11 protein-coding genes, 2 tRNA genes and 3 rRNA genes are annotated in these 22,551 nt (G+C 39.1%); 1 reads left to right on the top strand and 15 read right to left on the bottom strand.

Annotated features, from left to right (window positions below; genetic code table 11):
- Nucleotides 1–15 precede the first annotated feature (15 nt).
- The 13 genes from BUE84_RS04800 to BUE84_RS04745 all read right to left on the bottom strand — a co-directional run bounded on the left by BUE84_RS04800 (nucleotide 16) and on the right by BUE84_RS04745 (nucleotide 15,934).
- The gene (locus BUE84_RS04800) at nucleotides 16–1,731 is read right to left on the bottom strand and encodes an ATP-binding protein (protein ID WP_079240704.1); all 1,716 of its coding nucleotides are present in this window, start codon (nucleotides 1,729–1,731) and stop codon (nucleotides 16–18) included.
- A 5-nt stretch (nucleotides 1,732–1,736) separates the two neighbouring features.
- The gene (locus BUE84_RS04795) at nucleotides 1,737–2,846 is read right to left on the bottom strand and encodes a histidine kinase (RefSeq protein WP_079240703.1); all 1,110 of its coding nucleotides are present in this window, start codon (nucleotides 2,844–2,846) and stop codon (nucleotides 1,737–1,739) included.
- A gap of 57 nt (nucleotides 2,847–2,903) precedes the next feature.
- Complete coding sequence (locus BUE84_RS04790) at nucleotides 2,904–3,989, bottom strand: porin (protein WP_202971509.1); 1,086 nt, start codon at nucleotides 3,987–3,989, stop codon at nucleotides 2,904–2,906.
- Nucleotides 3,990–4,058: 69 nt separating this feature from the next.
- Nucleotides 4,059–4,616, bottom strand: a complete 558-nt coding sequence (kdpC, locus tag BUE84_RS04785; RefSeq protein WP_079240702.1) for a potassium-transporting ATPase subunit KdpC — start codon at nucleotides 4,614–4,616, stop codon at nucleotides 4,059–4,061.
- A gap of 10 nt (nucleotides 4,617–4,626) precedes the next feature.
- Nucleotides 4,627–6,666, bottom strand: a complete 2,040-nt coding sequence (gene kdpB, locus BUE84_RS04780) for a potassium-transporting ATPase subunit KdpB (RefSeq protein ID WP_079240701.1) — start codon at nucleotides 6,664–6,666, stop codon at nucleotides 4,627–4,629.
- 172 nt (nucleotides 6,667–6,838) lie between these two features.
- Nucleotides 6,839–8,533, bottom strand: a complete 1,695-nt coding sequence (gene kdpA / locus BUE84_RS04775; RefSeq protein ID WP_079240700.1) for a potassium-transporting ATPase subunit KdpA — start codon at nucleotides 8,531–8,533, stop codon at nucleotides 6,839–6,841.
- A 6-nt stretch (nucleotides 8,534–8,539) separates the two neighbouring features.
- Complete coding sequence (locus BUE84_RS25030) at nucleotides 8,540–8,617, bottom strand: potassium-transporting ATPase subunit F (protein ID WP_077415921.1); 78 nt, start codon at nucleotides 8,615–8,617, stop codon at nucleotides 8,540–8,542.
- Between the two features lie 353 nt (nucleotides 8,618–8,970).
- Entirely contained in the window at nucleotides 8,971–10,293 is a 1,323-nt protein-coding gene (locus tag BUE84_RS04770; protein ID WP_079240699.1) for a sigma-54-dependent transcriptional regulator, read from the bottom strand.
- Nucleotides 10,294–10,851: 558 nt separating this feature from the next.
- A 5S ribosomal RNA gene (gene rrf / locus BUE84_RS04765) occupies nucleotides 10,852–10,959 on the bottom strand.
- A gap of 126 nt (nucleotides 10,960–11,085) precedes the next feature.
- Nucleotides 11,086–13,842, bottom strand: a 23S ribosomal RNA gene (locus tag BUE84_RS04760).
- Between the two features lie 153 nt (nucleotides 13,843–13,995).
- Nucleotides 13,996–14,069, bottom strand: a tRNA-Ala gene (locus BUE84_RS04755).
- A gap of 82 nt (nucleotides 14,070–14,151) precedes the next feature.
- Nucleotides 14,152–14,225: transfer RNA gene (locus tag BUE84_RS04750), tRNA-Ile, on the bottom strand.
- Nucleotides 14,226–14,417: 192 nt separating this feature from the next.
- A 16S ribosomal RNA gene (locus tag BUE84_RS04745) occupies nucleotides 14,418–15,934 on the bottom strand.
- Together the 16S, 23S and 5S rRNA genes with 2 tRNA genes alongside form the textbook arrangement of a ribosomal RNA operon.
- 1,550 nt (nucleotides 15,935–17,484) lie before the next feature.
- Here BUE84_RS04745 and BUE84_RS04740 point away from each other — a divergent pair.
- On the top strand, nucleotides 17,485–20,352 hold the full coding sequence (locus BUE84_RS04740; protein WP_079240698.1) for a M16 family metallopeptidase: 2,868 nt from the start codon (nucleotides 17,485–17,487) through the stop codon (nucleotides 20,350–20,352).
- 74 nt (nucleotides 20,353–20,426) lie between these two features.
- Here the strand turns inward: BUE84_RS04740 and BUE84_RS04735 are convergent, their stop codons facing one another.
- Nucleotides 20,427–21,503 carry a GNAT family N-acetyltransferase gene (locus BUE84_RS04735; protein ID WP_079240697.1) on the bottom strand — a complete coding sequence of 359 codons (1,077 nt, stop codon included), beginning with the start codon at nucleotides 21,501–21,503 and terminating at the stop codon, nucleotides 20,427–20,429.
- Nucleotides 21,500–22,498 carry a polysaccharide deacetylase family protein gene (locus tag BUE84_RS04730; protein ID WP_079240696.1) on the bottom strand — a complete coding sequence of 333 codons (999 nt, stop codon included), beginning with the start codon at nucleotides 22,496–22,498 and terminating at the stop codon, nucleotides 21,500–21,502. The genes BUE84_RS04735 and BUE84_RS04730 overlap by 4 nt, the downstream gene beginning before the upstream one ends.
- Nucleotides 22,499–22,551: the final 53 nt, after the last annotated feature.

Raw genomic sequence — 22,551 nt, 5'->3', positions numbered from 1 at the left:
GCAGAACAATAATCCTTATGAAACCGGCAGCCTGAAGTAAAACGTACTTCCATTATTCAGGGAACTTTTCACTCCTATTTCTCCGTGTTGTTTTTCAATAAAGTTTTTTGAAATAGCCAAACCTAAGCCTGTCCCATTCTGATGTTCTCCGGGAACCTGGAAATAGCGGTCAAAGATCTGACGATGGTATTTTTCATCAATTCCGCTTCCGGTATCAATAATACTGAACTGAATGAACGAGTTCAGTTTTTCTACCACAATCTTAATATTTTCATCCTGATAAGAGTGTTTTACAGCATTGGTTAAAAAGTTATTCATTACCCAGACTGTTTTATCAAAATCTGCTGTCACGGCATCACTATCTTCCAGCAGGTATTCTGTACTGATGGAGATATTTTTCTGTTCCGCAAGCTTTTCAACATTTTTCACAGCAGTCTGTACAATTTCTTTAGGGGAACATTTCTCAACAGTAAGTCTGATATTTCCGGATTCTACCTGAGAAAGATTCAGCAATTCTCCAGTGATATCCAGTAAACGCTGTCCGTCTTCATTGATACTCTTCAACAATTCCTGCTGCTGCTCGTTCAGTTCTCCGAACTTTTGGTTTCCAAGAAGCTGAACGCCCATTTTGATCGCTGAAATCGGAGTTTTCAGTTCATGAGAGATCGTTGCTATGAAATTGGTTTTGGCGAAATCAAGTTCTTTAAAAGGCGTAATATTTCTTAACAAGATTACCTTTCCGATATATTTTTTCTCTTTTTCGCCTGTCTTTACTATATTGATGGGAATAATATCCTGCTCGAAATAGTTTTCTTTGTTATCACGAACAATTTTAATCGGATCTTTTACCGGATGGTCAATATTTTTCAGCAGTTCACGCATCAGATCGTTGTTAATAGCAACTTCATGAGCTGTTTTTCCGATAATATCTTCTTTATGGAGATTGGTGATTTTCAGCGCTTCATCATTGATCATGTAGATAAAATGATTTTCATCCAGACCAATCACCGCATCGTGCATATTATTGACCAATGTTTCGATCCGTTTTTTATCCATCAGTTGCTTGGAAAGTGTACTGCTTTCGTACTCCTGAAGTTTTTCCGCCATACTGTTGAATGAATCTGCCAAACTGTTGAACTCTTCACTTCCTTTGAAATGAACTCTTTCACTATAGTTTTTATCAGCAATCTGTTTGATACTGAAAGTAAGCTGATTGATAGGTTCTGCAATGGTTTGTGGTAAATTAAAAAGCAGGATAAAAGCGATCAGAAAACATACTGTTCCTAAACTTACGATCCAAAAAGTGGCATTTTCTGCTGTAATAATCGCAATATCACTTTTCCGTTCTATCCCTTTCATATTCAAAGACATGATCTTCGAAAGATCTTCACGGATTAGTTTTTCCTTATTGATATCGGGAGCTTTCAGGTAGCTGTTGAAATGAAGATTCAGATTTTGTGTCGCTTCTTTTTCTCCAAATTCTGTAAGGTTCTTTTCCTGAAGTTTATTGTTTTTCTGAAAATCTGCTATGGCAACGGTACTGTCTGTGCTGATGTTATCCAATGCCAGAAGCATATTTTTGGAAAACTCCAGACTGTTGTAATTGGCCGTAAGGATCTTTTCAGTATCAGATTTTAATTTGTTGATGTATACTGAACCTATCACTGAAAGCAGAACGATCAGTAGAAATAAAAGGCCAACGCCTAAGGTAAGTTTTGTTTTAAGTTTCATTATTTTTATGATAAAATAATAATATCTATCTGTCTTTCATTCAGTCTGTTCATGAGAGTATAGATCCAACTGTACCCCAACATTCGCTGCCAGAAACTGGCGTGAGGTTTTCCAATACAGACCGTAGTGATGTTATGAGCAATCACATATTCCAAAATTCCGTTATGAACACTGCTTTCTTTGATGCGGACTACTTTGGCACCTAATTCCTGTGCTAAATTAAAATTATTAATTAAATACCGTTGTTTATCCAGCGCAATTTTTTCCGGATTTTCAGAAGGCTTCTGAACGTACAAAACAGTCCACGGACTGTTATAGTAGCTGGCTAATCTTGCAGTTTTACGAATAATTGTTTTGGCAATCTTCTCATTACTGCTGATACAGGCCAGGAATTTTATCGGTTTAAAATTTTCAGTTTTAATCTCTGTTTCTACCTTTCTTTCTACATGGGTAGCCACTTCTTTTAAAGCCAGCTCACGAAGCTGGAGAATATGTCCACTCTGGAAAAAATTACTGAGAGCCGTTTGAATTTTTTCCTTTTTGTAAATTTTTCCTTCTTTTAAACGGGTCAGCAGTTCATCAGCCGTAAGGTCAATATTCACCACTTCATCGGCGAGTGCCAGTATTTTATCCGGAACTCTCTCTGCTACTTCTACTCCTGTAATTTTCTTTACCTCTTCATTCAGACTTTCAATGTGCTGGATATTCATGGCACTGATGACATTGATCCCGTTATCCAGGATTTCAAGTACATCCTGCCATCTTTTTTTATTTTTAGAACCTTCCACATTGGTATGAGCCAGCTCGTCTACCAGAACAACCTCAGGATGCCCATTGATAATAGCCTGAAGATCCATTTCTTCAAGGTTCTTTCCTTTATAAAAAACTGATTTTCTTTCAATTTGAGGAAGCCCTTCTACCAGAGCTTCGGTTTCTTCACGGCCATGGGTTTCAATATACCCAATCTTTACATCAATGCCATTTCGCAAAAGAGAATGTGCTTCCTGAAGCATACGAAAACTCTTTCCTACACCTGCACTCATCCCAATATAAATTTTGAATTTTCCTTTACGGGATTTCTGGATAAGTTCTAAAAAATCTTTTGCTGATGACATTGATTTTATTCTTTTTAATTTTACTTTAAACACCTTTAATCGTGGTTAAACTGGTTTCTAAAACCAGGCTGCAAGGCTTGTTGTAATGAAGAAATTTCCTTTTTTAAATTCATCATTTTTTGCAAAAATGGCATCTTTCGCAGTAAAACCTCTTGCCTCTGTACGGAAAACCACATTTTTAAAGATCGCATAATCTACGTTGAGAGAATATCCAAAGGTCTGAAATCCATTTGGAGTTCCGGTGTTGATAATGACCCCATTTTTATCATTGTAATATTCTAATCTTCCAGCCAGTGCCCATTTGCCATCAAACTGATATTTCATAAGAACATTCGGGCTGTACCAGATGTTATACTGCTCACTTCCTTTTGATTTCTGCTCTGCCCCTATATCAAATCCCAATACAGCGGAAAACTGGTCTGTCAGCTGAAAACTTCCGTACAAATCATGAAAATAACGCATTCTTTTATCATCCTTTGCTTTATCATTTCCGATGAACGAGCTGCTGTTCAAAGTAATTTTCTCATTAGGTTTGTAAGTAACCTGATGTCCGAAAGAAATACTTTGGTTTCCTTCCGGTTTAGCGATACGTTGCCAGCCATTCAGGACTAATCCGCTTAAAAACCATTTCCCGTTATCTGAGGTATAAGAAATTTTAGCACCTGTTTCAAAATAAGGAGAATTTTCTGCTGCAAAACTTCTGGTCAGATTGATATTATCCTTTCCTATAGCACTTTCCCAGCCAATATGAGAAGGCATGATCCCTGCATCAATCCATAAATTTTTATTTTTCGATATTTTGATTCCTACATTGGCTTCGTTTACATAGCGCAGTGCATTTTGTTCAGCAGCCATATTATCCTGGGCATAAGTTCCGGCCATTAAAGCTACATTGGCGCGGATATTTTCACTTTGATAATTGGCTTTAACCAATCCCAGATTGAGGTTCATTTCATTATGCCTGTTATAGGAGTATAAGAAATTCTGACGGATATGATTTCCCGGTTCATTAAAATCATAGGTATAAAACAATTCTGCATAGGCGGAAAATGTAACTTTATTACCTGTTTTCAATGAATCTGATGACTGTGCTTTTGTTAAAAATAATCCTAATAGTGCACTTATAGCTAGATATTTTTTCACTTTTATTTTTAAGGTATGTGAATCATGTCAATGTTTTAAACCTTGACATGATTATTGATTATTAAATTACTATTTTAATTGGTCTAAAGCAATATTAAGCTTCAGCACATTTACTTTTGATGGTCCGAAAAGACCTAAGAAAGGCTTTTCAATTTGGGTATAAACCAAGTTTTTGATCTGTTCTTCTGAAACATTTCTCACTTTTGCAATTCTCTTTACCTGATATAATGCTCCTTCTTCAGAAATATCCGGATCCAGACCGCTTCCACTTGCCGTCACTAGTTCTACAGGAACTTTAACACCATTCATTTCAGGATTCTCCATTTTTAAAGTGTCAATTCTTTTCTGTACTGTTTCCAGATATTCATCGTTACTTGGACCTTTGTTGCTTCCTCCACTTCCTGCAGCATTATAATTGACTGAGGAAGGTCGGCCATGAAAGTAATTTTCAGATTTAAATTCCTGTCCGATATTGGCATAAAACTTCTGCCCTTTATCGTACACAATTTCTCCGTTTCCTTTGTTGGGAAGTATTTTAGAACCTCCGTATACAACAGCCAGATAAATACCTGTAACGACCAACATTACAAGAGTTAATCTGAATGCTGAAACAATATGATTTTTCATTTTTTAAATTTTAATAGAATAAACTGATTACCAGATCAATGATTTTGATCCCTATGAACGGAACAATTACCCCGCCCAGACCGTAGATCAAAAGGTTTCTTCTCAATAATGCACTTGCACCGATTGGTTTGTAAGCCACTCCTTTCAAGGCCAGCGGAATCAGGAACGGAATAATTATCGCATTGAAAATAACCGCAGATAATATGGCCGTTTCCGGGCTATGAAGATTCATAATATTCAGCTTCTGAAGAGAAGGAATAAAAGTGATGAACAGTGCCGGAATAATAGCAAAATACTTCGCTACGTCATTCGCAATACTGAAAGTGGTCAATGTTCCTCTGGTCATCAGCAACTGCTTCCCGATTTCCACAATTTCGATCAGTTTTGTAGGGTCATTATCAAGGTCTACCATATTACCAGCTTCTTTTGCGGCTTGAGTTCCACTGTTCATTGCTACACCTACATCGGCCTGAGCCAATGCCGGAGCATCATTGGTTCCGTCACCCATCATGGCTACCAGCTTACCTTCCTGCTGTTCCTTCTTGATGTAATTCATCTTATCTTCAGGTTTGGCTTCAGCGATAAAATCGTCTACACCTGCTTTTTCTGCAATGAATTTTGCGGTCAAAGGGTTATCTCCGGTAACCATTACCGTTTTCACCCCCATTTTTCTCAGTCTCTGGAAACGCTCCTGAATTCCTGTTTTGATGATATCCTGAAGTTCAATAACGCCCCATACTTTTTCATTAACAGCAACTACAAGAGGGGTTCCGCCATTTTCGGAAATTTTGGTTACCGCATCCTGGGTTTCCTGAGGGAAGATATTCCCGGCTTTTTCAGTCAGTTTTTTTATAGTATCATAAGCTCCTTTACGGATTCTTGTTTCTTCAAAATCAATTCCTGAAGTTCTTGTTTCTGCAGTAAAATCGATATAAGTAGGATTAGCAACCAATAAATCTTCAGATTTCAAAGCACTCAGCTCAATAATGGATTTTCCTTCCGGTGTTTCATCGGCTACAGAACTTAGTGCAGACGCTTTAATAAATTCTTCAAACTGAATTCCATTAGAAGGGTGAAATTGAGTTGCCTTACGATTTCCGATGGTAATTGTTCCGGTTTTATCAAGCAAAAGCACATCAATATCTCCGGCAGTTTCTACAGCTTTTCCGCTTTTGGTAATCACATTCGCTCTCAATGCTCTGTCCATCCCTGCAATCCCGATTGCAGAAAGCAGACCTCCGATTGTTGTCGGAATAAGACAAACGAAAAGAGATATAAATGCCGCTATGGTAATCGGAGTCTGCGCATAGTCTGCAAAAGGCTTTAAGGTGAGGGTAACAATAATAAATGTAAGCGTGAATCCTGCTAAAAGTATGGTTAATGCGATTTCGTTTGGTGTTTTCTGTCTTGACGCTCCTTCTACAAGGGCAATCATTTTATCTAAGAAGGATTCTCCGGGTTTTGTAGTTACTTTCACTTTTATTCTGTCTGAAAGTACTTTTGTACCACCTGTTACAGAGCTTTTGTCTCCTCCGGCTTCACGGATTACAGGAGCACTTTCTCCGGTAATTGCAGATTCATCAATGGTAGCCAGACCTTCAATGATCTCACCATCCATTGGAATCTGATCTCCGGCTTCACAAAGGAAAATATCGCCTAATGTCATTTCAGCAGACATCTTCAGTCTTGTTTCTACCTGGAATCCGGGTTTGTTATCAAGTACCAGTTTGGCCGGCGTTTCTTCCCTTGTTTTTCTTAGAGTATCAGCCTGTGCTTTTCCTCTTGCCTCTGCAATAGCTTCTGCAAAATTGGCAAACAGAACGGTAAAAAATAAAATAATAAATACTAAAAAGTTATAGGAAAAGCTTCCTTGTGATTTATCACCAGTAAGACTGAACATGCTTACGATAAACATGACAATGGTTCCGATCTCCACCAGAAACATTACTGGATTTTTAAACATAATTTTCGGATTCAGCTTTACGAAAGACTGTTTTATCGCTTCGTTGACCAAATCTCTTTGAAACAATGTTTGTGACTGATTTTTCATTTTTTGAAAGAGTTTATATCATTGTGAATCAATAATCACCATTAAGGTCTGCCCAATAATAAGGATAGATATGGATAATATTAAGTGAACGTTTCGTAAGTGTCAGACTAGCTTCCTAACTTTTCGGCTTCCTTAATGGTTGAATATTGATTGTAATTTTTAATGTTCACATTTATTTTGAGAAATACTGGATCTGCTCTGCGATAGGTCCTAATGTCAATGCAGGGAAGAAAGACAGTGCTGCAATCAGTAGAATCACTGCTAGTGTCATAAATCCGAAAGTAGCTGTATCTGTTTTTAAGGTTCCGGAACTTTCAGGGATGTATTTCTTCTGTGCCAATAGCCCTGCAATCGCTACCGGTCCTATAATCGGAATGAATCTGGATAGTAACAGTACAATTCCCGTTGAAATATTCCACCAAGGTGTATTATCTCCAAGTCCTTCGAATCCTGATCCGTTATTGGCTGCTGAAGAAGTAAATTCGTACAGCATTTCACTAAAACCATGGAAGCCAGGATTGTTCAGTGTTTTTGCTCCAAACTCAGGTAAATAAGCCGTTAAAGCTGTTCCTGCAAGAATTAAGAAAGGATGGAATAAAGCCACAATCATCGCAATCTTCATCTCTTTGGCTTCAATCTTTTTACCCATAAATTCAGGAGTCCTTCCTACCATCAGACCACTGATGAATACTGCCAGAATAATAAAGATGAAATAGTTCAGAATTCCGACTCCACAACCTCCGTAGAAACAGTTGATCATCATCGCAAGCAGTTCATTCATTCCGGAAAGTGGCATCGTACTGTCATGCATGGCATTTACAGAGCCCGTAGAAATCACCGTAGTGGCAATACTCCAATAGCCGGATGCAGCACTACCAAATCGGATTTCCTTTCCTTCCATTGCTCCCAGACTGTTATCTGCTCCCATTTGTGTAATCAAAGGATTTCCTCCGGTTTCATTCACGATATTCGGAATGGTAAGTGCCAGAAAACCGACCGTCATTACCGTAAAGATTACCCACGAAAGTTTTCTTTTATTTAGATAAAAACCTAGTGCAAATACCAATGCAAACGGAATAATCATCTGAGTGATCATCTCTGTCATATTGGTGATATAATTAGGGTTTTCAAGCGGATGCGCAGAGTTTGCCCCGAAAAATCCACCTCCATTAGTTCCCAAATGCTTGATCGCAACAAATGCAGATACAGGACCTCTGGAAACATCAGCCTTCTGGCCCTCCAGTGTTATAACATGATCTTTACCTTCGAAAGTCATCGGGCTTCCGTTGATGGAAAGAATTAAAGCAACAATTATACTTATTGGAACCAGGATTCTGATCATTGATTTGGTGAAAAAAACATAGAAGTTCCCAAGTTCAGTACTTGTTTTTTCTTTAAAAGCTTTGAAGAGAACAGCCATTGCTGCCATTCCCGTTGCAGCCGTAACAAACTGTAAAAACATCAGGTAAAGCTGGCTCAGATAACTGACTCCTGTTTCTCCCGAATAATGCTGTAAATTACAGTTCACTAAAAATGAAATGGTTGTATTAAAAGCCAGATCAGGTGACATATTCGGGTTTCCATCAGGATTTAAAGGAAGCCAAGCCTGATTCAGCAAAAGAAGAAAACCAATGATGAACCAAATCAGGTTGATCGCCAGCATGGCATACATATTCTGCTTCCAGTTCATCTGGCGGGCAGGATTAATTCCCGAAACTTTATAAATTAACTTTTCAATAGGTTCAAAAACCGGATCCAGAAAAGTCTTTTTGTATCCATAGACATTAGCTATATATTTCCCTAAAAATATTCCGATAACTAATGTAATAGCAAACATTGCTATAATGCCTAAAATTTCTGTATTCATGATCGTTTAAAATTTTTCAGGTTTAATTAAAACATAACAGATATACACAAAGGCAAGTATTGAGAGGAAAAATAAACTCCACATAATTTATATTCTATCAAAAAATTCAACTGATTTACATAAAAGCCAAAACAACACTGCAAAAAGCAGAATTAAACTTATGAGCATCATATCTTAATCATTAGGGTTAAAAGAGTCAACAATACATACGATACAATCAGCAAACTAAAAGTAGAATGCTCCCGTTTTTTAAACGTTTTTCTTGAAATTGTCATTTTTAAATATTTTATTCAGAGACTATATGCCAAAAGAAAGTCCATTTTGAAAAAACAATATTTAAAGCATTGAATAACAATAAATTAAATCTAAAAACCAAACTATATAAAAACAGAAAAGCCTATCAAAATGATAGGCTCTTTATTAAAATGATAAAAGATTTATTTCAATCCGTATTCTTCCAGTTTACGGTAAAGTGTAGCGATACCGATTTCCAGTAATCTGGCTGCTTCTGCTTTATTTCCTTTTGTGTACTGTAATACTTTTTGGATATGTATTTTTTCCAATGACCGGATACTCAAAGAATCACTTTCAGGAACTGTTTTTTCAGAATAATGAGGAAGACTTTCAGCATCAAGAATATTATTATCCATTAAAATTAAACTACGCTCTACTGCGTTTCTCAACTCACGGATATTTCCTTTCCAATCATTTCTCTCTAAAACTTTATAATATTCCGGATCAACCTGAACAGAGGACAAGTGAAGTTTATTTGAAAAAATATCTACAAAGTTTTTTGCAAGAGCTTTAAGGTCTTCTTTTCTTTCTCTTAATGCCGGAAGAGTGATCTCAAATACATTTAGTCGGAAATAGAGATCTTCTCTGAAATTACCCTGCTTTATTTCATCTTCTAAATCCCTGTTGGTTGCAGCAATCAGTCTGAAGTCTGACTTTGAAACTTTAGTTTCCCCCATTTTGATAAATTCCCTGGTTTCCAAAACCCTGAGTAGCTTCGCCTGAAGTTCTATAGGCATCTCACCAATTTCATCCAGAAACAGAGTTCCTCCATTAGCTTCTTCAATCAATCCTTTTTTATCTTTAACTGCACCGGTAAAAGCACCTTGTTTATGACCAAAAAGCTCACTTTCAAGTATCTCCTTACTGAATGCTGAACAGTTGATGGCTACAAAGCTGTTTTTCTTTCTGTCACTCCCTTCATGAATAGCACTGGCAAAAACTTCTTTACCTGTTCCTGTCTCTCCTGTAAGAAGGACAGCAGCATCCGTTAAAGCCACTTTTTCAGCCAATTTCTTAGCCTGTAAAATTAATGGTGATTTACCTATAATCTGATTAAACCCTTTCGTCACAACCTGTTGAACAACTCTTGATTTATTATCTTTCACCTTATCAAGAGCTTTATATACCAATGGGATTATTTTCTCATTATCATCTCCTTTCACCAGGTAATCATACGCTCCATTCTTCATGGCCTGCACTGCATCCGTAATATTACCGAATGCCGTCATCAAGATAATTTCAATTTGAGGATATTTATTCTTGATAGACTTTACCAGTTCTACTCCAAACGCATCAGGCAGACGCACATCGCTCAAAACAACATCAAATTCATGTTGCTCCAGCATCGTCATTGCTGAACGTGCCGTAGAAGCTTCTTTTACATTAAAATTTTCTTGGGAAAGGATCATTCCTAACAATTTAAGGAGTTTGATCTCATCATCGATGATCAGAATATTTCCTGACATTATAATTATTTTTGGAAAACTAGTACAAACTTATTGAATTTATTCGAGGAAAATGAGGTAATTGAGGGAAATAGTTTTGTGAATAACTAATGATGAAGAATTTGGTTGGGAGCTTCGAATTGCAGGATTAGGTAGGGATCGTCAATCGATGTTTTCAAATATAAGTTATGAATTATAAGTTGGGGGGATCCGATTTAAGAATGATAAGTTTTATATCGTGAGATTTAATAGTTCCGATTATGTCATTCCGTAGGAATCTAGCCACATTTATTAGAGTCTAAAGAATTCAAAGGATAAACTACAGAATTTCAAATGGATTGTTTAGACTCCTACGGAGTGACAGGATTTGGCTGGAATAAAGAATAGTATTGAAGGTAAAGACCAATTGTTAGTTAAAGCATGGAAAAAAGAGAGCTGGAAGCTGGAGGCATAAAGACAACGGAGATTAGTGATGGTGACTTATTATCTATTACTCATTACTTATGTGTCTGTTGGTGTAGGTATACAACAAAAAAAACCTTTATCGTAAAGATAAAGGTTTTTTAAAAATAAAATAAAAACTGGCGGCGGCCTACTCTCCCGCGTTAGCAGTACCATCGGCGCTGGTGGGCTTAACTTCTGTGTTCGGAATGGGAACAGGTGAGCCCCACCGCTAAAACCACCCTAAAGGTTGTATATAGCTTTAAGCATTAGGACTGAAGCCTGAAGCTTATTGCGTTTTTAAGCGATAAAAACTTTCACAAAGACAAAACCTTCACTGCGCATAAAGCACTTGGTTTATTAGTAACCATAGACTATAAATCTACGGGTAATTAGTACTACTTGGCTATGACATTACTGTCTTTACACCTATAGCCTATCAACGTCGTCATCTACAACGACCCTTAAAAGATGTCTCATCTTGAGGCGAGTTTCGCACTTATATGCTTTCAGTGCTTATCTCTTCCAAACGTAGCTACTCAGCGGTGCACCTGGCGGTACAACTGATACACCAGAGGTTTGTTCAATTCGGTCCTCTCGTACTAGAATCAAGCCCTCTCAAACATCTAACGCCCGCAATAGATAGAGACCGAACTGTCTCACGACGTTCTGAACCCAGCTCGCGTGCCACTTTAATGGGCGAACAGCCCAACCCTTGGGACCTTCTCCAGCCCCAGGATGTGACGAGCCGACATCGAGGTGCCGAACCTCCCCGTCGATGTGAGCTCTTGGGGGAGACTAGCCTGTTATCCCCGGAGTACCTTTTATCCTATGAGCGATGGCCCTTCCATACGGAACCACCGGATCACTATGTCCTGCTTTCGCACCTGATCGACTTGTAGGTCTCACAGTCAAGCACCCTTATGCCATTACACTCTACGCACGGTTACCAAGCGTGCTGAGGGTACCTTTGAAAGCCTCCGTTACTCTTTTGGAGGCGACCACCCCAGTCAAACTACCCACCACGCAATGTCCTTCTAAAAGAAGTTAGGCTCCAAGTAAGTAAAGGGTGGTATTTCAACGTTGGCTCCACAAACACTAGCGTGCCTGCTTCAAAGCCTCCCACCTATCCTACACATTACTTACTCAAAGTCAATACGAAGTTATAGTAAAGGTTCACAGGGTCTTTTCGTCCCATTGCGGGTAATCGGCATCTTCACCGATACTACAATTTCACCGAGCTCGTGGCTGAGACAGTGCCCAGATCGTTACACCATTCGTGCAGGTCGGAACTTACCCGACAAGGAATTTCGCTACCTTAGGACCGTTATAGTTACGGCCGCCGTTTACTGGGGCTTCAGTTAATGCCTTCGATTTAACTCTAAGCACCTTCCTTAACCTTCCAGCACCGGGCAGGTGTCAGACCCTATACAGCATCTTTCGATTTAGCAGAGTCCTGTGTTTTTGATAAACAGTCGCCTGGGCCTCTTCACTGCGGCCAACATTGCTGTTGGCGTCTCTTCTTCCGAAGTTACGAGACTATTTTGCCTAGTTCCTTAGCCACGACTCACTCGAGCACCTTAGGATTCTCTCCTCGACCACCTGTGTCGGTTTTGGTACGGGTTGCTTCACTTCGGCTTTTCTTGGATCAGATTACACTACAGCAGCTTCGCCCGAAGGCTAGGCCTTGACTATTCCGTCAGTCTCCAGCAGCTACATCCAACCGTCCCCTTTATTCGTGAGCAAGTATGGGAATATTAACCCATTGTCCATCCACTACCCCTTTCGGGTTCGCGTTAGGTCCCGACTAACCCTCAGCTGATTAGCATGGCTGAGGAAGCCTTGGTCTTTCGGTGAGCAGGTTTCTCGCCTGCTTTATCGTTACTTATGCCTACATTTTCTTTTCTATCCGCTCCACAATACCTCACAGTACTGCTTCGGCGCAAATAGAATGCTCTCCTACCAGATGTATCTAAAATACAAATCCATAGCTTCGGTAATATGTTTATGCCCGATTATTATCCATGCCGGACCGCTCGACTAGTGAGCTGTTACGCACTCTTTAAATGAATGGCTGCTTCCAAGCCAACATCCTAGCTGTCAATGCAGTCCAACCGCGTTGTTTCAACTTAACATATATTTTGGGACCTTAGCTGTTGGTCTGGGTTCTTTCCCTCTCGGACATGGACCTTAGCACCCATGCCCTCACTGCCGTAGAACATTTATTAGCATTCGGAGTTTGTCAGGAATTGGTAGGCGATGAAACCCCCGCATCCAATCAGTAGCTCTACCTCTAATAAACTTATATACGACGCTGCACCTAAATGCATTTCGGAGAGTACGAGCTATCTCCCAGTTTGATTGGCCTTTCACCCCTACCCACAGGTCATCCGAAGACTTTTCAACGTCAACCGGTTCGGTCCTCCACTCTGTGTTACCAGAGCTTCAACCTGCCCATGGGTAGATCACAAGGTTTCGCGTCTAATCCTACTAACTATGCGCCCTATTCAGACTCGCTTTCGCTCCGGCTCCGGTACTTAATACCTTAACCTCGCTAGTAAAATTAACTCGTAGGCTCATTATGCAAAAGGCACGCCGTCACAGCTGTATGCTGCTCCGACCGCTTGTAGGCGTACGGTTTCAGGTTCTATTTCACCCTTCTATTCGAAGTGCTTTTCACCTTTCCTTCACAGTACTTGTTCACTATCGGTCTTTCAGGAGTATTTAGCCTTGGAGGATGGTCCCCCCATATTCAGACAGGATTTCACGTGTCCCGCCCTACTCATTTATCATCTTAATATGCCTTTCATATACGGGGCTATCACCCTCTACGGCTGTTCTTTCCAGAACATTCTATTAAACATAAAAAGACTTTTGGGCTAATCCGCTTTCGCTCGCCACTACTTACGGAATCTCTTCGATTTCTTTTCCTCCGGGTACTTAGATGTTTCAGTTCTCCGGGTTTGCTCCTCTTACGAGGTGACATGTCTTCAACATGCCGGGTTGCCCCATTCGGATATCTGCGGATCAATTCGTGTGTGCCAATCCCCGCAGCTTTTCGCAGCTTACCACGTCCTTCGTCGCCTCTGAAAGCCTAGGCATCCGCCATACGCCCTTAACGATTTCTTTCCTATTGGTTACTCAAGCGCTTTATGCGCTCGGTTTTCTCTTTGTGATGTCTTTACCGTTAATGTCAATGATCTTAATTTCTTTCTTTCAAACTGATGAACAAATGTTGTTTTTGGCTCCATTCGTAACTTTTAAATCAGTCGTCCAAAACTGTGGAGAATAAGGGAGTCGAACCCTTGACCTCCTGCGTGCAAGGCAGGCGCTCTAGCCAGCTGAGCTAATTCCCCCTCTAGTTGCTGCTAGCTTTTGGCTTGTTGCTTTTGGCTTAATGCCTCTAGCTATAAGCTATTTGCTATCCGCTTTAATTAGTAGTCTCGGGCAGGCTCGAACTGCCGACCTCTACATTATCAGTGTAGCGCTCTAACCAGCTGAGCTACGAGACTTTTTATGAGTAATGGGTGATGAGTAATAAGTAATACTTTTCCTCTTCTTCATTTCTCAATCTCTTCCCTATACTAATTTCTAGTGGGTTTTGTATTTTTATATATCAACCAAACAAAAAACTAAAGCTATACTTTAAGTAAGTATAATGTATCTTACGATACTGATTTTGTTTAACGTCTTAAGACGCTCTAAAATGAGATGTTCCAGCCGCACCTTCCGGTACGGCTACCTTGTTACGACTTAGCCCTAGTTACCTGTTTTACCCTAGGCAGCTCCTGTTACGGTCACCGACTTCAGGTACCCCAGACTTCCATGGCTTGACGGGCGGTGTGTACAAGGCCCGGGAACGTATTCACCGCGCCATGGCTGATGCGCGATTACTAGCGATTCCAGCTTCATAGAGTCGAGTTGCAGACTCCAATCCGAACTGAGACCGGCTTTCGAGATTTGCATCACTTCGCAGTGTAGCTGCCCTCTGTACCGGCCATTGTATTACGTGTGTGGCCCAAGGCGTAAGGGCCGTGATGATTTGACGTCATCCCCACCTTCCTCTCTACTTGCGTAGGCAGTCTCACTAGAGTCCCCAACTTAATGATGGCAACTAGTGACAGGGGTTGCGCTCGTTGCAGGACTTAACCTAACACCTCACGGCACGAGCTGACGACAACCATGCAGCACCTTGAAAAATGTCCGAAGAAAAGTCTATTTCTAAACCTGTCATTTCCCATTTAAGCCTTGGTAAGGTTCCTCGCGTATCATCGAATTAAACCACATAATCCACCGCTTGTGCGGGCCCCCGTCAATTCCTTTGAGTTTCAAACTTGCGTTCGTACTCCCCAGGTGGCTAACTTATCACTTTCGCTTAGTCTCTGAAGCTTGCGCTCCAAAAACGAGTTAGCATCGTTTACGGCGTGGACTACCAGGGTATCTAATCCTGTTCGCTCCCCACGCTTTCGTCCATCAGCGTCAGTTGTTGCTTAGTAACCTGCCTTCGCAATTGGTGTTCTAAGTAATATCTATGCATTTCACCGCTACACTACTTATTCCAGCTACTTCAACAACACTCAAGACTTGCAGTATCAATGGCAGTTTCACAGTTAAGCTGTGAGATTTCACCACTGACTTACAAATCCGCCTACGGACCCTTTAAACCCAATAAATCCGGATAACGCTTGCACCCTCCGTATTACCGCGGCTGCTGGCACGGAGTTAGCCGGTGCTTATTCGTATAGTACCTTCAGCTAGATACACGTATCTAGGTTTATCCCTATACAAAAGAAGTTTACAACCCATAGGGCCGTCGTCCTTCACGCGGGATGGCTGGATCAGGCTCTCACCCATTGTCCAATATTCCTCACTGCTGCCTCCCGTAGGAGTCTGGTCCGTGTCTCAGTACCAGTGTGGGGGATCACCCTCTCAGGCCCCCTAAAGATCGTAGACTTGGTGAGCCGTTACCTCACCAACTATCTAATCTTGCGCGTGCCCATCTCTATCCACCGGAGTTTTCAATATTAAATGATGCCATTCAATATATTATGGGGTATTAATCTTCCTTTCGAAAGGCTATCCCCCTGATAAAGGCAGGTTGCACACGTGTTCCGCACCCGTACGCCGCTCTCAAGATTCCGAAGAATCTCTACCGCTCAGCTTGCATGTGTTAGGCCTCCCGCTAGCGTTCATCCTGAGCCAGGATCAAACTCTCCATTGTATGTTTGTCTGACTCACTCAAAGTTTTTAACGCTTTAGTTTTTCCTTACTTGGTTGTTATATTGTATGTCAATGATCTTTATATCTTTCGCTTTTTAACGCAGCAATCTTTCTGTCAGTGTTGCTCCGTATTTGCGAGTGCAAAAGTAAAACTTTATTTTTAATTGACCAAATGTTTTTGAAGAAAATTTTAAAGTTTTTTAAGTAACCTTAATCCTTCCAAAACCCTCAATCCATCTACTCCTGCGCTCCCTCTAATTGGGACTGCAAAGATAATAACTATTTTTTAACTGACAACTTTTTTTGTAAAAAAAATTAAAGTTTTTTTTCGTCCTTATCTTATGAAGTAGTTTATGTTTCTGCCTTTCTAAAGGCGCTTCTGCGCTACTGAATGTATTTCGTTTTTCAGTGGGGCAAAGATAGAAACTTCCCATACACTACGCAACTTTATTTAACATAAATTTTACCTTTTATTAATATTTAGGCCTAAACAACTGGATAGCAGGGTGAAAAATTTTAAACATTTGTTTGGAGGATCGGGTGAGGGTGTTCGAGGGTTAGAAAGTTTGAGCGGTGGAGAGGGTGAAAGGGTAGAATTCGGGGAGCGGGATGCGGGGTTTTGGGGTCGAAGGATCAAAATGAGGTATATAGAATTATATAGAATGGCTTTTTTAAATTAATAGCCTATATATATGTTTTGGCTAAAAATTATTTTTTACTAAACGGGCTAAAGCCCGCTCCTATTGAATAGTTATAATGAACCACAGATGGCACAGATTGACACAGATAAAATGTTTGCTTTTATATTATATATAGAATGGGAAGGATGGGAAATGCTAAAGAGTATATTTATATATAATATAGAGTAATAAGATTTAACTCCTATCCCCGTAATTAATTAAAATGTTCGACTCTGCTCAGCATGATATTGCTAATACTATCTGATAAAAAAACCTTAGACATTATACTGTCATTTTACTTCCTTTATTAAGGCTCTCGTAAAGAAGTTGGGATTCCTTCGGAATGACACAATGGAAATAGAAATGGATACCTATAACCGCTTCTATAGAAACCAGCAAGATGAAAATTCAATACCAATGTTCCTTTTCTACCTGGAAACCCGAAACCTGCAACACAATAACCCGAACCTCATCATTTATCATTCATCATTCATCATTTACAACTCCTACCCTAGCCCTGATAGTAATGGTTACCCCGCAGCTTGGTTGGAGTGTGGGTAGGTTTGAGTGTGGGAATGCGCGGGCGCGAGGAGTAGAAATGGATAGCAGGATGAAGCTCCTAATTGGATTGGAGAGTTTGAGAGTTGGAGAGTTGAAGTGTGGGAGGATGAGAGAATTGGTGAGAAATAGGAAATTGCAGTGAGAGTATATATATGATGGCATGCAGGATTGGGAAACAGTTTCTGTGGAATGATTCACCTTCTCAACTGTAATAATAGATGTAATAATGATAAAAAGAGGTCTACATTTTTTTTGATTCCTTACATTTGTAGTGCATTCCGGTTTCTAAGGAATGAAATGAGTTTTATATATGACAGACAGAAAATATAAGGAAACCGTACATACAGATAAAAACCAATACGACTATATTACGGTAACCCACGACGAAAATAACGTCAGAATCTATACTTTGAAAAATGGATTAAAGGTTTTTCTTGCCCAGAATTTTGATGCTCCAAGAATACAGACCTTCATTCCTGTAAGAACAGGAAGTAATAATGATCCTTCTGATAATACAGGTTTAGCTCATTACCTTGAACATATGATGTTTAAAGGAACTTCTCACATAGGAACTCAGAACTGGGGAAAGGAAAAGGAGCTTCTTGATCAGATCTCAGCTTTATATGAAGAGCATAAGGCAGAACAGGACTCTGAGAAGAAAAGAGAAATCTATAAAAAGATTGATGAAGTTTCTCAGGAAGCCAGTCAATATGCCATTGCCAATGAGTATGACAAGGCAATTTCTTCTCTGGGAGCGAGTGGAACCAATGCTCATACCTGGTTTGATGAAACGGTTTACAAAAATAATATTCCAAATAACGAACTTGAAAAATGGCTGAAAATAGAAAAGGAAAGATTCTCTGAAATTGTTCTTCGTCTTTTTCATACTGAGCTGGAATCGGTATACGAGGAGTTCAACAGGGCGCAGGACAATGACACAAGACTTGTGAACTACGAACTGATGGATGCTCTTTTCCCCACTCATCCTAATGGACAGCAAACGACACTGGGAAAACCGGAACACTTAAAGAATCCATCGATGAAGGCTATTCATAAGTATTTTGATGAATATTATGTTCCTAATAATTATGCGATGGTACTGGTTGGGGATTTTGATTTTGAAGAGACCATTCAGTTAATCGATCAATATTTCGGGACTTTACCTTATAAAGAGCTCCCTAAAAAGACACCTGTTATTGAACAGCCCATTACAAAAGTTGTAACAAGAACAGTAAAAAGTCCTACTACTCCACGCGCTCAGCTTGCATGGAGAACAGAAAGCTATGGAACAAGAGAAGCAATGCTGGCTGATGTAGTTGCCAATATTCTCAGCAACAGAGGGGAAGCAGGACTACTGGATCTGCATATCAACCAGACTCAGAAAATGCTTTGGGCTCAGGCCTTTTCTGTAGGGTTAAGACAATACGGATATTTTTCTATTGTTGCCGTTCCTAAGGAAACGCAAACTCTGGAAGAAGCCAAGAGTATGGTACTGGATGAAATTGAACTGATCAAGAAAGGAGATTTTCCGGACTGGATGCTACCGGCAATCATCAATGATTTCAAACTTCAGAGAATGAAAGGCCTTGAAACTGCCGAAGGACTTGCCACGACTCTCTATGATTCTTATATCAAAGGAAGAACCTGGGAAGAGGAACTGAATGAAATGGATGAATATGCCGCTTTCACTAAAGAGGATGTCGTAAATTTTGCCAATGATTTTTTCAAAGAAAATTATGTGGTTGTCAATAAAGAAAAGGGAGTCAATGACAAATTGATCAGGGTTGAAAATCCTGGAATCACTCCTGTTAAGATCAACCGTGATACACAATCTGAATTTTTGAAAGAGATTTTGGCGGATAAAACAGAGGATATTAAACCCGAGTTTATCGATTACCAGAAAGAAATCATTACGGATCAGCTTAATGGAAAGAAATTAAGCTTTGTAAAGAATAAGTACAACGATATCGCTCAGCTGCATTTTATTTTTCCTTTGGGGAGTGATAATGACAGAGATTTAGGGATTTCAACTCAGCTTCTGCAGTATCTGGGAACAGATACGCTTTCACCAGAAGATTTAAAAAAGGAATTCTTTAAAATCGGGATCAGCAATGATTTCAAAACAACGAACAACCAACTTATCATTTCTTTAAGCGGATTAGAAGAAAATATAGAAGAAGGAATTGCTCTTCTACAGCACTGGATGCATGACGTACAAACTGATCAGGAAATCTATAATCAGTTTGTAGGCACAGTACTGGAAAACCGTGAAGCCATTAAGAAAGATAAAAACCGAATTATAACAGCACTGAACAATTACACGAAACTGGGCAGCAGCTCACGTTTTACGGATGTTATTTCTAAGGAAGAGCTTGAAAGCAGCAATTCTGAAGTATTCACCAACAGAATGAAGAAGCTTTTCCAATATCCCTATCAGGTATTTTTCTATGGTAAAAATTTTGAAAGCTTTAAAGAGTACATCGGTCAGTATATAAAACCTGAAAGTCTTCAGATCCCGGAAGCCAAGCAATATCCGGAACCAGCAACGGGAGGAAATGTGAATTTCATCAATTATGATATGGTTCAGATAGAAATGAGCAAGATTGGGAAAGGAAACGAGGTGAATCCACTTCATTTCGGGAAGATCAATGTTTTCAATGAATATTTTGGAAGAGGATTATCTTCCATTGTTTTCCAGGAGATGCGTGAAAGTAAAAGTCTTGCTTACTCTGCTTATGTTTCTTATGCTGCGAACTCTGAGCTGAAACATCCGGACTATGTGACGACGTATATCGGGACTCAGCCTGACAAACTGATGATCGCTGTAGATACGTTGAATGAACTGATGAATGAACTTCCTGAAGTACCCATTCAGTTTGAAAATGCCAGAAATGCTGCACTGAAACAGATTGCCTCAACAAGGGTAACCCGAAATAATATATTTTTCAATACCTTAAGATTACAGAAACTGAATATCTATCATGATTTCAGAAAGAATATATACGAACAGATTCAAAACCTGAAATTTGAAGATATCGAACATTTTTACCAGACGGAAGTTAAATCAATACATTTTAATACAGCCATTATCGGCAAAAAAGAGAATCTTGATATGGAAGCTGTCAATAAAATGGGAGCATTTAAAGAAGTAAGTCTGAAAGATATTTTCGGACATTAAAAAAACAAACCGCCTGATAATTCAATCAGGCGGTTTATTTTAAAATGATGAATGATACATCATTTATAATTCTTTTACGTCATCATACAATCTCCGTCTCCATCCTGATAGTTTGGATCAAAATGATCAGGAAGTAATTCCAGTAGATTTTTGTGAAACAGATATTCTCTTTTGAAATCACGTTCGTAGATAGTGGAAAATACTTTTGACTGTTGTATTTCTTTATTCAATAGGGTTTGATAAGAAGTAAAACCTTTTACTCTATAGTTCACAATGAAATATTTTAAAAACCTGGCAACCTCATCTGCATTACTATCTACAAAAAGGTAAGGGATTTTAAGATAGCCATCACGGAGCTGTAACAGAAAACAGGATGTAAGCTTGTTATTTTTATCGAAAATTTTGATCCAGAAATATTTAAAGGTCTCAGCAAAACTTGAAAAGAGGTATTTTTCATCTTTTTTGCCTTCCAAAACCCATGGATGATTGATAAAAGTATTGATTTCATCTGCATCACGTTTCCCAGAAAATCCGTTAATAAAATCTGCACTTTCTTTGTCAATCTGATCCAGAACTTCATATTTGAAATCCGGTTTTGATGCTGTAATATTCTTTATTGAGATCAATCCATTGGCGGCAGCATCCAGAATTTTAAAAAGAGGTTTCAACGATTTTGTTCCCGGTTTCTTTTCAGGAATCATTTTGGCTGCATCGGTTCTGAAGTAATAGCGTTTCCCTTCTTTAGGAAAGACATATTCAAAAACACCCATAATATTGTAGAGTGCTTCGGCTTCTTTGGTAAATTCTGTAATGGCGATCCGGTCTTCGTATTCTTCAAAAACTCTTTTCAATAAAGCTTTGGCTGGTCTTTTCTTTCTGTATTCCGGGTTTACATACAAGGTACTGAGCCAGGCATAACGGATTTCTTTTCCATCAATCGTAAAACAATCCGGAAAACATCCTACGTAACCTACCAGTTTTTCTTCAGAGAAAGCCAGAATAAGAAGAACATCATTATCTGATGCTTTTGGATTTTGAATATGAGACAACGCACGATGTCTGGTAATCGGGAGAAAATCATATTGCTGAAAATCTCCGGAGGATATAAAACCTTCCAGTTCCCTTCTATTGAATGTTTTCAGCGTTATCATTCTCTAATAATCGTATTTTTATGGATGAGTTTTTTCAGTCTGAAGTAAGCGATTTCTTTTTTTAAGGTCTCTACTCCGCTCTCTCCCACTTCCATTGGAATTCGTTGAAAGTTTCTTTGTATACTGTCTAGTTTTATACCAGCGCACCCAAAACTGCAGTAGATTTCTTTATTTTTATAGAGTTCATCAAAAAAATCTTTCCTTACTTCAAAATCGGTAAACGGAAATGCAAAACTTTCATACAGGAAATCATTTTCTTTTAAATAATCAAAAGTCTTATCTGTTGTTTCCATTTGTTCTTTCAAAGATAAGTCTCCATATTTCGGATGATCCCAGCTGTGCGAAGAAATTCCGAAACCTTTGCGGGTAAGTTCTTTCAATTCTTCTGTTGCTAAATAAGGTTTAAATTCCTTTGAATAAGCCTTAAAATCTATTTCAAATTTTTCTGCGAGCTGATCCAGAATATCTTTTTCCTGATAATTTATAGATAAAATTTTCTTTTGTAAAACACGTCTGTCTACATTTTTCAACGACAGGATAAAATATATTTCAGGATCTATGGTTTTTATTTTTTCAGCAGCATCGGCAAGAAGGCTTGCTTTACATCTGAACATCATATCTGCATTGTCTATGAAAGCCGGATTGATAAAGTTACAGGCATAAATTCCTTTTCGTTCCAGAATGGGAGCCACAACATCATAGAATTCTCTGAAGCCGTCATCAAAAGTGAGCATGGCAATCTTTTTCTGAGGTTTGAAATTCCCGGACGTAAATTCTTTAAACTCCTGCCAGTTTACAAACTGAAAATGCTTTGCGATATAATCCAGATCATTTTCAAACTGATGAGTCGTCTTATAACGGATCACATGTTTTAAATGAAGAAGTTCTTTGTCTGAAACACTATGATAAAGCGGCAGACAATAATCCAGCGGAAATGATTTCCCGATATTCTCAGATTCAAAAGCTGCCAAAACATTGATGATCCTGTCTTTCATCCTATTTTAAATAAAAAAGAATCTATTCAAAATTAAATTCAAATAGATTCTTA

Source organism: Chryseobacterium indologenes (assembly GCF_002025665.1).
Classification (GTDB): Bacteria; Bacteroidota; Bacteroidia; order Flavobacteriales; family Weeksellaceae; genus Chryseobacterium; species Chryseobacterium metallicongregator.
This window is presented reverse-complemented; position numbering and strand designations above follow the sequence as displayed.